Below are 12,070 nucleotides of genomic sequence, written 5' to 3'. Positions count from 1 at the left end.
CGGTCGTAGACCTGTCTTGGTCGCGCGATCCGGCCCTTCTCGACCGCGGGGGCCGGCCTATCGCGGCGCATGTCTGCAGGACATAAGTGAATGCGCGGCGCCCGTGACGCCGGCGTCGGGTCAGGTGGTGATCGTGCCGGGCAGGGATGCCGAACCGATGCGCCACTCGTGCCAGCGCTCGTACCGCCGTCGGAGGGCCGCGCTCCCGGGTGCCTCGACGAACCGGAACACCAGATCCCCGAGGAATGCCGCTGCCGCGAACGCGATGACGAAGATCAGGGCGGCGCTGAGGATGCCCGGCGTGACCAAAGCCAGAACGATCTTGGCGGCGGTATGCAGCAGCACGTTGTGGATCAGATAGAACGCGTAGCTGGCGTTACCCTGCGAGAACAACCAGCGCGCACGCAACACGATTCCGGCGCGCTCCAGCAGGAGCATCGCGCCCACGATCAGGACCGCTGCGGATCCCCAGACCAGGGGCCTGTAGAAGCCCTGAAGCTCGGGGCTGACACCCAGGGCGTAGGCGCCGCCCTGCCCGCCGAGAAGCAGAAGCGCGGCTGCGAGGACGGCCAGGCTGGCGACGCGCCTGACCGGAAACCCGGGGGGCACGGAGCGGAGGCGCTCGTACGCGTAGCCGAGCCCGATGCCGAACGCGAATTCGATCACGATCGGCTTCGTGTAGAACGCCCAGTAGATCCCCGGCACCGGGACGAGCCCGAGCAGGATCAGCCCGAGGAAGAGGCCGGCCGCCGCCAGGACCCGGTGGGTGGACGTCCGGATGAGCAGCAGCCCCGCGAAGACTGCGTAGAAGAACATCTCGTAGTTGAGCGTCCATCCGACCGAGTTCAGCGGTTCGATGTAGCCGCCCCGTGAGAAGGGCAGGAATGCCAGCGACTGCAGCAGGTATTCCGGCCGGAATTCCACGATCCCGACGGGCTTCAGGCCCACCAGTGTCATGAGCGCGAGACCGACGGTCACCAGCCAGTAGACCGGGACGACGCGCGCCACCCGCCGCACCAGGAACGCGCCGGGTCGCTCGGCACGTCCGTGCGTGCTGACGAACATGATGAAACCGGACAGGACGAAGAAGATGTCCACGCCGGCCGCGCAGAAGGCGAGGAGATCCGGCTGCGGCAGGACCGGGCCCGCGTAGAGGCTGAAATGCAGCAGGAATACGAGGTAGGCCGCGAGGGCGCGCAGGACTTGCAGACTGTAGATCATGCGCAGCGGCCACCCGCGGGGCTCGACCCACCCGGCCCGGGCGAGATCGCAGCACCATGCCTGACCGGGGCCCGACAAGTCACGGATTCTCAGGAAACGTGCTGAACAGGCCCCACCCTGTGTTGGTAAAATTAGTGCATACAATTCATCGCAGGGCGCAAGCGCGTCTATTTCTGTGCAGAGACAATCAAAACCGCGTCATCGAAAGTCATTGGAAAGGTGTCGGCGCTGAACATGGTTCGCGCGACATTGCCCCGGCCTGCAGCCTCCGACACGATTTCCTGCTCCGGTGAGGGGGTTCATATTTACTATTAACAAACGGCTTATTTGACGTCGATAGATTCTAATCAATAGTGTGTCCTAAATCGAAGCACGGAGATCCGCCTTGAACATCACCCAAGACATTCGCGAGATTCTCGGGTCCACCGAAGCTTTCGCCGGACGGGCCGATCAGCTCTCCGAGGACGACAGCCTGTTCGATATGGGGCTCGACTCGTTCGGCTCGGTGCAGCTGATGCTGGCCCTCGAGGAGCGGTTCGAGGTCGAGTTCCCCGATGCGCTCCTGAACCGCAAGTCGTTCTCGGCGATCCGGTCGATCCGCGACGCCGTTGCCACCCTGATCAATCGGGAAGCCGCATGAGCACCCTGGCCGCGCGTGCCGAGCGGGCGGCGGCGGTGGCAGCACGCCACGCCGACGCTGTCGATCGCGAAGGCCGCTTCCCCGCGGAGGCGGTCGCTGCCCTGAAGGCCGAGCGCCTTCTGGGTCTTCAGATTCCGGGACAGTTCGGTGGTGAAGGCGCAGGGCTCACGCAGATCGCCGAGCTCTGCAGCATGCTCGGCCAAGCCTGCAGCGCGGCCGCGATGGTCTTCGCCATGCACCACATCAAGGTGTCGAGCCTCGTCACCCACGGGCTCGACAGCGCGTGGCACTGCCGCCTGATGGAGCGGATCGCGCGCGAGCAGCTGCTCGTCGCCTCCTCGACCACCGAGGCCGGCATCGGCGGTGACCTGCGCAACAGCCTCTGTGCGGTCGAGACGACCGGCGAGGTGTTCGCGCTCGGCAAGGATGCCTCGGTCATCTCCTACGGGGCCCAGGCCGACCTGATCCTCGCCACGGCCCGGCGCAACCCGGAGGCGGCGACGTCGGATCAGGTGCTCGTGGCGCTTTTCGCCGACCAGATCGCGCTGACGCGCACCGGGGCGTGGGACACGCTCGGCATGCGCGGGACCTGCAGCGAGGGCTTCCGCCTGGAAGCCCGGGACATTCCCGTCGAGCAGATCCTGCCGAAGCCGTTCGCGGAGATTGCCGCCCAATCGATGCTGGCCTCGTCGCACCTGCTCTGGAGCAGCGTCTGGTACGGGATCGCGACCTACGCCCTCGACCGGGCTCGCGCGTCCGTGCAGGCCGAGGCGCGGCGCCGGCCCGGCAGGTCCCGCCGACGGCCCTGCGCCTCGCGGAAGTGTCCAACGCCCATCAGGCGATGCGCGGCACCATCGTCTCGGCCCTGCGCCGGTTCGAGGACGCGCACGGGGATGCCGACACGATCGGCTCCCTCGGCTTCTGCGTCATGCTCAACAACCTGAAGGTCACCGTCTCCGACATGGCCGTCGACATCGTGCGCTGCGCGCTCGCGATCGTCGGGCTCGCCGGGTACCGGAACGACACGCCCTACAGTCTCGGCCGCCCGCTGCGGGACGTCCTGTCCGCTCCGCTGATGATCGGCAACGACCGCATCCTCGCCAACACCGCCAAGCTTCTGCTCGTGCAGAAGGGCAGCGGCCAGCTCATGAGCGCGTGATGGAATCGTTTTCCTCTCCCCACAGCGATGTCCTGCTCGAGGACGCGCCGGCCGGCGGTCCGACCTTCCTCGACCGCCTGTTCGATCACGGCCTTCTGATCCGCACCGGGGTCGACGGGCTCTACGGCCGCAGCGGCGCCTTCGAGAGCGTCGCCGACGCCCTCGACCGGCTGATCACCCGGATCGGCGCTGCGGACGGCGCCGAGGTGATGCGCTTTCCGCCGGGCATGAGCCGGCCGGCCTTCGAGCGGAGCGGCTATCTCAAGGGTTTCCCGAACCTCGCGGGCACCGTCCACAGCTTCTGCGGCGATTCCGCGGGCCATGCCGAGATCCTCGCCTGCGTCGAGGCCGGGCAGGACTGGACGGGCCAGCAGGAGGCCACCGACGTCGTGCTGACGCCGGCCGCCTGCTACCCCCTGTATCCCGTCGCGGCCGCCCGGGGACCGCTCCCGGCCGAGGGGCGCCTGTTCGACCTGCAATCCTACTGCTTCCGGCGCGAGCCATCGCTGGAGCCGACCCGGATGCAGCTGTTCCGGATGCGCGAATACGTGCGCATGGGCAGTCCCGAGCAGGTTCTGGCCTTCCGGGAATCCTGGCTGGAGCGCGGCACCGCGATGATGCGCGACCTCGGCCTGCCGCTGGCCATCGACGCCGCCAACGACCCGTTCTTCGGCCGGGCCGGCCGGATGCTCGCAAACAACCAGCGGGCGCAGGGTCTGAAGTTCGAGCTGAACGTCCCGGTCAACAGCGTCGAGAAGCCGACCGCCTGCCTCAGCTTCAACTACCACCAGGACCATTTCGGCAGCACCTGGGAGCTGCGTCAGGCCGATGGCGGCGTCGCCCACACGGCCTGCGTCGGCTTCGGCCTGGAGCGGATCACCCTGGCGCTGCTGCGGCATCACGGCCTCGACCTCGCCGCCTGGCCCGAGGCGGTGCGCACCGCGCTGTGGGGCTGACGGCGTGACCGCCGCCCTTCGCCTGCCGTCGGGGCTCGCGCCGGCGGCGCCCTACGTGCCGCACCCGCTGCACGATCCCGGCCGGGACTGGCCCGAGACGAACTGCTACGTCGACCTCTGGATCGAGCTGCTGCACGGCCGCGGACTCGCGCCGGAGGCGATGCTGGGCTTCACCCTGCGGCAGGATTTCGAGGGCGACCAGTTCACCTTCTTCAAGCCGCCGCCCGGAGACATCGAGCGCCTGTACGGGCTCGAGGTCCTGGAACTCGCGGTCTACCGGGACCTCGAGGCCCACGCCCTGATGCAGGTCGGCGCGGGCCGGCCGGTCCTGGTCGAGGTCGACGCGATCCACCTGCCCGACACGCACGGGACGACCTACGGTCGGGACCACGGCAAGACGACGATCGGCATCCTGGCGCTCGATCCGGCCGCCGGAGAGCTGGATTACCTCCACAATGCCGGCCGTTTCCGGCTCTCGGGCGCGGATTACGCCGGGATCTTCGGCCCCGCCACGCTGCCGCCCTACGCCGAGTTCGTGAAGGCGGTCGCCGAACCCCTCGCGGCCGTCGACCTGCCGGCCGCGGCCCTCGACCTTCTCGTCCGGCACCGCGCCCGCGCACCCCGGCAGAACCCGGTCCTGGCCTTCCGCGACGCCCTCGCCGCCACGGCCGAGGGGCTAGTCTGCCGGCCGCTCAGCGTGTTCCACGCCTACGCGTTCAACACGACCCGCCAGCTCGGTGCGAATTTCGAGATGCTCGCAAGCCACCTCGCGTGGCTCGGGGAAAGCGGCGCCGGCGATTTCGCACCCGCCGCCGAGGCCGCCGCCGACCTGAGCCGCGAGGCCAAGGCGTTCCAGTTCCAGCTCGCGCGGGCCTTCCACCGCCGCAGCGCCGCAGGGCTGGCGCCGCGCCTCGATCGCCCCGCCGAGACCTACGCCCGCGTGTTCGCGCTGCTCGACCGGGCACTCGGCCGCTAGGGACGCCGATGGCCCGCATCCGCAGTGTCGACGGCCGCGTGCCCCAGGCTCCGAACGGGCCCTGGCAACTCGCCGTGACGCCGGCCGGCGACTGCAGGGACACCCGCGACCTCGGCGCTGTCACCGATTGGATCGCGGCCAACGTCCCCGGCACCGCGGCATCGGCTCTGCGCGCGGCCGGGCGCTGGACCGAGACGGCGCCGGAGCCGATCCACGATCGTGACGTCTGGTACCGGACCCGCCTTCAGGTTTTCGGCCGGTTCCGCCTCGCCTTCGAGGGGCTGGCGACGCTGGCCGAGATCTGGCTCGACGGCGTGCCGATCCTGTGCAGCCGCTCGATGTTCGAGGCGCATTCCGTCGCGATCGACCTCAGCGGCGCGGCCGAGCTCGCGATTTGCTTCCGGTCGCTCCGCGCGGAGCTCGACCGCCCGGCCAAGCGCGGACGCTGGCGACCGCGGATGATCACGCCCGGATCGCTCCGCCACGTGCGCACCAGCGCGCTCGGGTTCATGCCGGGCTGGTGCCCGGAGATCGACCTCGTCGGACCCTATCGGCCGATCACTCTGGACCCGGTCCGTCCCGGTCTCGCGGAGGCTGATCTCCGTGCCGAACTCCAAGACGGGATCGGCCGCCTGGTCGCGCGCCTGCGGATCGACGGCGGCGCCGCCTCCGCAAGCCTCCTGTGCGACGGCCGCGAAGCGGCGCTCGCCGAGACCGAGCCGGGCTTGTTCACCGGCGTGCTGGAGCTGCCCGGCATCGCGCCGTGGTGGCCGCACACGCATGGCACGCCGCATCTTCATCCGGTCGCGGCGCGCGTCGACGACGCGCTGTTCGATCTCGGCCGGGTCGGGTTCCGATCGCTGTCGCTGACCCGGCCGTTCGAGCAGGGCCTGTCGCTCGCGGTGAACGGCGTGCCGGTGTTCTGCCGCGGCGCCACCTGGACGCCGCCGGACCTCGTCGGCCTCGGCACGGACGCAACCCGGACGCTGCTCGGGCTGGCCCGCGAGGCCGGCATGAACATGCTGCGTGTCCCCGGCACGACGCTCTATCCGTCAACCGACTTCTACGATCTCTGCGACGAGGCCGGCATCCTGGTCTGGCAGGATCTGATGCTGGCCAATTTCGACTATCCGCACGATGATCCGGACTTCGCCGCCCGTCTGACCCGGGAGGTGACGGGCTTCCTGGACCGGACCCAGACCGCGCCGTCGCTCTGCGTGCTCTGCGGCGGCAGCGAGGTCTGGCAGCAGGCCGCGATGCTCGGCGCGCCGCGCGCCGTCTGGGCCGACGCGTTCTGCGAGACAACCCTGCCGGCGCTCGCGGCGGCGTCACGGCCAGACCTCGTGATCGTGCCCAATTCGCCGTCCGGCGGTGCGTTGCCATTCCTGCCGCGCGCGGGCTGCACCCACTATTTCGGCGTCGGCGCCTATCGCCGGCCCCTGGAGGATGCCCGTCGCGCGGAGGTGGGCTTCGCCAGCGAGTGCTTGGCCTTCTCGAATCCCTCCGATCCCGGGACCCCGGGTCCGGTCGGGCCGGCCGATCCGCGATGGGCGGCCGGCATCCCCCGCGACCGCGGCGCCGACTGGGACTTCGAGACCGTGCGCGACCACTACGTCGACCGCCTCTTCGGCGTCGATCCGGGCGGGCTGCGCACGGGCGATCCGGACCGCTACCTCGAGCTCGGCCAGGCGGCCGTCTCCGAGGTGATGGAGGCCACCTTCGCGGAGTGGCGCCGGCCACGCGCGCCGACGGCGGGCGGCCTCGTCCTCTCCTTGAGCGATCTCGGACCGGGCGCGGGCTGGGGCGTCATCGACTGGGCGCGGCGCCCGAAATCGGCGTGGTATGCCCTGAAGCGCGCCTTCCGGCCCGTGCAGGTCTCCCTCACCGACGAGGGGCTGGACGGCCTCCACCTCCACGTCGTCAACGAGACGCCCACGGCGCGTGCGCTGACCCTGGCGCTGACCTTCTGCGACGTCGGCGGCCGCGTCGCGGCCCGGGCCGAGCGCGACCTTGCGCTGGACGGCCATGCGGCGCTGACGCTGTCGTCCGCGGACGTGCTCGGCCGCTTCTTCGATGCGACGGACAGTTATCGATTTGGACCGCGGATCCACGACCTGGCCCACGCACGGCTCAGCGAGCCTGACGGGACAATCGTGGCGGAAGGCTTCCACTTCCTCGTCCCGCGCCCGAGTACCCGCGAGGATATCGGTCTCACGGCCGAGCCCGCGATCACAGCGGACGGTCCGGCGCTGCGCATCGCGACGGCGCGTCTGGCCTTCGCGGTGCAGATCCGCGCACCCGGCGCGCGCGCCGCCGACAACGGCTTTCACCTCGCGCCGGGCACGACGCGGACCATCGCGTTTCCCGGCGCCGACCGGCTGCCGCCCGGCAGCGTCCGGGCGCTCAACAGCAACGAGATCGTGGAATTCGGCCATGACGCCTGAGATCACGGCGCCTGAGTTTCGAGACGCGACCGCGCCATCCGGCCCGCGCGCGCCGCAGCCGGTGACGTTCGACGGCCTCTTCGGCTGGCTTCATCCGGCGGCGGGTCGGCGCGGTGTCGTGCTCTGCGGCGCCTACGGGTTCGAGCAGATGGCCGCACACCGGCCCTGGCGGGTGCTTGCCGACTCGCTCGCGAGCGCGGGCTGCCCGACGTTGCGGTTCGACTACCCCGGCGAGGGCAACTCGGCCGATCAAGACGAGGCGCGTGTCGCCTCCTGCGTCGCGGCGATCCGCCAGGCCATCCGCTTTCTGCGCCGTACGACCGGGGTCACGGAGGTCGCGCTGGTCGGCCTTCGCTTCGGCGCGACCCTTGCGGCACTGGCGGCGGAAACGGAATCGGTGGAGCGGCTCGTTCTGCTGGCGCCCGTGACGACCGGGCGCTCTTACCTGCGGGAGATGCGTCTGCGCGCCCAGACGATCGGCCGCCTGCCGGACGGATCGAACCCGCCCCTGGAAGCCGACACGCTGACGATCGGCGGCTTCCGCATGGAGGCCGCGTTCCTGGCCGACCTCGCCGACCTGAATCTCGCCCGGATCGACCATCCGCCGGCGCCGCGCGTGCTCCTGCTCGCTTCCGAGACGAAGGCGCTTGCGACCCGCCTCGGCGCCCTCGGTTGCGACGTCGTGACGGGTCCGTTTCCGGGGCTGGCCCACTTGGTCGGCGATCCGATTTTCGCCGCCGTCCCGGCTGCCGACTTCGCGCGCGTCACGGGCTTCGCGACCGACGGGATGGCCATGGCGGCAGGCGCCGCGCCACCCCCTCCCCCCGCGCGCTTCGCGGGCTCCGCCTGGGACGAGGAGCCGATCCGGTTCGGACCGGGCCTGTTCGGCATCCGGTGCAGGCCGCGCGTGCGCGAGACGGGTGCGCCGGCGGTCCTGTTCGTCTCGACCGGCATGAGCGTCCATTCCGGTTGGGGGCGCCAGACCACGACGCTGGCCCGGAGCCTGGCCGCCGAGGGCGTCGCCTCGGTCCGCTTCGATCTGAGTGGGATCGGCGACAGCGCGGATCGTCCGGATGGACGCAATCCGCTTTTCGCCCCGGACGGGTTCGCCGACATCGCCGCGGCCGTCGACCAGATCGCCGATACCGGCGCCCCCATCGTGCTCATGGGCGGGTGCAGCGGCGCCTACGCGGCGTTCCAGGCCCTCTGCAGGGATCCGCGGATCGCCGGCGCCCTCCTGATCAACCTCTACTGCTTCGACTGGGACCCGGAGCAGGATCTCGACCGCGTGATCCGCCAGACGTTCGGGAGCGCCTCCACCTATGCGGGGCTTCTGACCCAGGGCTCGACCTGGCGGCGCCTGCTCCGGGTCGAGATCCATGTCCGGCCGATCGCCGAGGCCCTGGCGCGGCGCGGGTTCGACGCGGCGCTCCGTCGGGTTCGCCGCGCCTGGCGCCCGATCAACCCGGGCGGCTCCGTCGCCCGGCGCGTCGCCGCGATCCGGCGGCGGGGCGCCGAGATCCGCCTGCTCTACAGCGCAGGCGATCCCGGCCTGATCGCCGCGCGCCGCCACCTCGGACGCTTTCCCGGCCGGGCCGACCGGCGTCTCGGCGCGCCGGTGACGGTCCTGGCGGGCGCGGACCACAATCTCGGCGCGCCCGAGGCGCAGGCCCTGCTGGCGGCGCAGCTGCGCGAGCTGCTGCGGGCCGTGCGGCGCGTCCCGGCGGTACGGTCTGCCTCCGCCGTCCCTGAGATCCGCCTCGACGCGGTGGCTCGGACATGATCCCCCGCCCGATCGGACGCAGGGAGCCTGGCTTTGCCGCTTGACGGGCAGCAGCGGATGAGCGGCCGATGTTGAGTCTCGTGTCGGAGACGGCCGTCAGCCTGACGTTGCTGATCCTGAACCTGCTCGCGCCCCTCGAGGTGCAGGTGGACAAGGGGCGCGCTTACGCGGCGGGAGAGTCCCATCAGGCCGACATCTACCGGCCGAGTGGGCCCGGCCCGCACCCGGTCGTGGTGTTCCTCTACGGAGGCGGCTGGCGGAGCGGGTCCAAGGAGGATGTCGCCTATGTGGGCGCCGCCTTCGCGCGACGCGGTTTCGTCACGGTCATTCCGGAATACCGGCATGTCCCGGCGGCGAGCCTGCCGGATATCCTGAACGACAACGCCGCCGCCGTCGCCTGGACGCTCGCGCACGCAGCCGAGTTCGCAGGTGATCCCCACCGTGTCGTCATCGTCGGTCATTCCTCCGGCGCCTGGGCCGCCGCGATGCTGGGATTGGATGCGGCGTGGCTGGAGCGGGCCGGCACCAGCCCGGAGGCCCTCGCGGGCATCGTCGGGCTGTCCGGACCCTACGCGGTGGCTGCGCTGACCGACCCGCAGGACAGGCAGGTCTTCGCGGGCAGCGATCAGGCCTTGCAGCCGATCAAACACGCCGCCGGTCCGCACCCGGCCATGTTGCTGCTCACGGGAGCCGCCGATCGCGACGTGAAGCCCTCCGGAACGGTCGCGCTCGCGGAGAAGCTCCAGCGATCCGCTGGGACTCAGCAGGTGCGCATCTACCCGGGCCTCGGTCACGGCGACATGGTCGAGGCCCTCAGCGTCCCGTTCAGCCTGCATGCCTCGGTCGCGAAGGATATCTGCCGCTTCGCCGATGCCGCGCGGGCCGGGCATTAGGAGCGTCGGTCGATCCAAGCGGCCGCTTCACGCGACGGTAAGCGCATCCTGCCACTTTGCCGGGGCGTCCAGGATCCTCGCATGACCAGCCTCGTCGAAACTCTCTCGGTCCGCCGCGCGGAGGCGGGGCGCTCGCCGTTCGAGAGCCGGCTGCTGATCGGGATGCTCGTCCTCGTCGCGCTCTTCGGCCTGTACGATCCGCGCAATCTTATTCCCGTCTTCGACGGGCTGCGCCTGCCCGATACCGACGACATGATGCGCCTCGTCGGCGTGCGCGACCTTCTGGCCGGCCAGGGCTGGTTCGATCCCGTGCAGCACCGCATGCTCCCGCCGGCCGGCATCGCCTCGCACTGGTCCCGCCTGATCGATCTGCCGCTCGCCGCGCTCATCCTGGCGCTCACGCCCGTTCTCGGGCGCGAACTCGCCGAGCCGGCCGTCGCCGCACTCTGGCCGCTCATGCTCTTCGCGCTCTACGGCGCGCTGGCTTATTTCGGCATGCGCCGGCTGTTCGGGTGGCGCCCGGCCCTGCTGACCCTCTTCATCGCCCCGCAGACCGGCGTGTTCCTGAACACTTTCCGCTTCGGGCGGATCGATCACCACAACGCGCAGCTCTGCGCCGTGCTGGCTGTCGCCCTCGCCCTGGCGCGTTCGGACCGGCCCGTCAGGCGCGGCCTCGCCGCCGGTCTCGTGGCCGGCCTGTCGCTCGCGATCGGGCTTGAGACCCTGCCGGTCATCGCGGCTGCAGGGCTGTTCGTCGTCGCCGATTGGGTGCTCCACGGCGCCGCTGCGTCCGGCAGGCTTGCGGGCTTCGGGACCGGTCTCCTCGCGGCGAGCGTCCTGATGTTCGGCGTGCAGACGGCGCCGGCATTGTGGACCGTCCCGGCCTGCGATGCGCTCTCGCCACCCTGGCTCCTGCTGGCGGCCGGAGGCGCCTTCACCGGCGTCGCCGCTCTCGTGGCGGAAAGGCTCGGCCTGAACCGGAACGGGCGTCTGTTCGTCGCGGCTGTCATGGGGGCCGCCGTGGCGGCCGGTTTCGTTCTGGTCGCGCCGGACTGCCTCGCCGGGCCGTTTGCCGGCATGGACGCGGTCGTGCGCACATCCTGGCTGCAGCAAGTCGACGAGATGCGTTCGTTCCTGCAGGTCCTGCGCGGCGAGCCGGACGTGGCGCTGGCCAACATCGTGCCGCTGATCGTGGCCGCGCTCTACGCAACCGTCATGGCTATCCGCGTGCAGGAGCCGGAACGGCGCCGGTTCTTCCTCGCGGTCGCGACGGTGATGTGGCCGGGCACGCTGGTCGCGCTGGTCCAGGTGCGGGGCATGTATGTCGCGGGTGCCTTCGTGCCGCTGATGGCCGCGCTCGCGCTCGACCGCGCCATGCGCATCGTCCGGGAGCCCGCGACAGTTCTGCGGCGGCTGATGGTCCTGGCGCTTCCCTTGACGATGATGGGCAAGGTCTGGGCGATCGGTGCCGAATTGCCGATGCGCCGGCAGCGGCGCCTGGCGCTCAACCGGCGATCACGGGAAGTTGGACGACCTGCACCGATCCGACGGCGCTTGCCGCCCTCGGCCGGCTGCCGGCGGGGCTGGTGCTGAGCCAGATCGACCTGGGGCCGGCCATCCTCCTCAGGACTGGGCATTCGATCGTCGCCGCGCCCTACCATCGCAACCTCGTCGGGCTGCGCGCCGCGATCGAGGCGTCCGAGGGCTCGGAGGCGGTCTTGAGGACGGTCGCCCGCGACCGTGGCGCCGACTACCTCGTGCTGTGCACGCTCGCGCTTGAGACGAGAGGGCCGGATAAGCCTCAACCTTTCGCAACGGGCCTCGCCCGCGGCAGCCGGGCGACCCCGGACTGGCTTGAGCCAATCAACAATATGCCGAGCGGGTCGGCACTGAAAGTCTGGCGCATCCGACGCGAGTGAGCATGCGGCTGGCGACGCGCGTTCCGCTCCGGACCATCAAGACGTGTCCAGCCTGCCAAGCGGGCGATCTGATCGTCCG

Annotated in this window: 9 protein-coding genes and 1 pseudogene; 9 read left to right on the top strand and 1 reads right to left on the bottom strand. The window is 70.7% G+C overall.

Translation table 11 applies throughout. The annotated features are described in order from the left end of the window. Window positions 1–120 precede the first annotated feature (120 nt). A complete protein-coding gene (locus tag M6G65_RS01785) occupies window positions 121–1,221 on the bottom strand; it encodes an acyltransferase family protein (RefSeq protein WP_238198220.1) in 1,101 nt (366 codons plus the stop codon). 385 nt (window positions 1,222–1,606) lie between these two features. Here M6G65_RS01785 and M6G65_RS01780 point away from each other — a divergent pair, with 385 nt between their 5' ends. From M6G65_RS01780 to M6G65_RS01740, 9 genes and pseudogenes are all read left to right on the top strand, one after another. Continuing rightward, window positions 1,607–1,861 (top strand): acyl carrier protein, encoded by a 255-nt coding sequence (locus M6G65_RS01780; RefSeq protein WP_430929538.1) that lies wholly within the window; start codon window positions 1,607–1,609, stop codon window positions 1,859–1,861. Then, window positions 1,858–3,020 (top strand): annotated as a pseudogene (locus tag M6G65_RS01775) (acyl-CoA dehydrogenase family protein). The gene M6G65_RS01780 and the pseudogene M6G65_RS01775 overlap by 4 nt, the downstream one beginning before the upstream one ends. Further along, window positions 3,020–3,976 carry an amino acid--[acyl-carrier-protein] ligase gene (locus M6G65_RS01770; RefSeq protein WP_250103490.1) on the top strand — a complete coding sequence of 319 codons (957 nt, stop codon included), beginning with the start codon at window positions 3,020–3,022 and terminating at the stop codon, window positions 3,974–3,976. Before M6G65_RS01775 ends, M6G65_RS01770 begins: the two are co-directional and overlap by 1 nt. A 4-nt stretch (window positions 3,977–3,980) precedes the next feature. Beyond that, entirely contained in the window at window positions 3,981–4,952 is a 972-nt protein-coding gene (locus tag M6G65_RS01765) for a DUF1839 family protein (RefSeq protein WP_238198226.1), read from the top strand. Between the two features lie 8 nt (window positions 4,953–4,960). Continuing rightward, complete coding sequence (locus M6G65_RS01760) at window positions 4,961–7,396, top strand: glycosyl hydrolase 2 galactose-binding domain-containing protein (RefSeq protein WP_238198228.1); 2,436 nt, start codon at window positions 4,961–4,963, stop codon at window positions 7,394–7,396. After that, a complete protein-coding gene (locus M6G65_RS01755) occupies window positions 7,386–9,179 on the top strand; it encodes an alpha/beta fold hydrolase (RefSeq protein ID WP_238198230.1) in 1,794 nt (597 codons plus the stop codon). Before M6G65_RS01760 ends, M6G65_RS01755 begins: the two co-directional genes overlap by 11 nt. Window positions 9,180–9,247: 68 nt before the next feature. Beyond that, window positions 9,248–10,072: an alpha/beta hydrolase gene (locus M6G65_RS01750; RefSeq protein ID WP_250103489.1), complete on the top strand. Its 825-nt coding sequence runs from the start codon at window positions 9,248–9,250 to the stop codon at window positions 10,070–10,072. Between the two features lie 81 nt (window positions 10,073–10,153). Then, a complete protein-coding gene (locus tag M6G65_RS01745) occupies window positions 10,154–11,665 on the top strand; it encodes a hypothetical protein (protein WP_250103488.1) in 1,512 nt (503 codons plus the stop codon). Then, window positions 11,659–11,991, top strand: coding sequence for a hypothetical protein (locus M6G65_RS01740; RefSeq protein ID WP_250103487.1), 333 nt, complete (start codon window positions 11,659–11,661; stop codon window positions 11,989–11,991). Before M6G65_RS01745 ends, M6G65_RS01740 begins: the two co-directional genes overlap by 7 nt. Window positions 11,992–12,070: the final 79 nt, after the last annotated feature.

Source organism: Methylobacterium tardum (assembly GCF_023546765.1).
GTDB lineage: Bacteria > Pseudomonadota > Alphaproteobacteria > Rhizobiales > Beijerinckiaceae > Methylobacterium > Methylobacterium tardum.
Note: the sequence above shows the minus strand (reverse complement) of the source record. Positions and strands in the feature narration are given on the sequence as shown.

What these genes read in the sequence shown, in the direction of transcription:
- M6G65_RS01785 (WP_238198220.1), bottom strand. Translation starts at nt 1,221, where the DNA reads ATGATCTACAGTCTGCAAGTCCTGCGCGCCCTCGCGGCCTACCTCGTA.
- M6G65_RS01770 (WP_250103490.1), top strand. Translation starts at nt 3,020, where the DNA reads ATGGAATCGTTTTCCTCTCCCCACAGCGATGTCCTGCTCGAGGACGCG.
- M6G65_RS01760 (WP_238198228.1), top strand. Translation starts at nt 4,961, where the DNA reads ATGGCCCGCATCCGCAGTGTCGACGGCCGCGTGCCCCAGGCTCCGAAC.
- M6G65_RS01755 (WP_238198230.1), top strand. Translation starts at nt 7,386, where the DNA reads ATGACGCCTGAGATCACGGCGCCTGAGTTTCGAGACGCGACCGCGCCA.
- M6G65_RS01750 (WP_250103489.1), top strand. Translation starts at nt 9,248, where the DNA reads ATGTTGAGTCTCGTGTCGGAGACGGCCGTCAGCCTGACGTTGCTGATC.
- M6G65_RS01745 (WP_250103488.1), top strand. Translation starts at nt 10,154, where the DNA reads ATGACCAGCCTCGTCGAAACTCTCTCGGTCCGCCGCGCGGAGGCGGGG.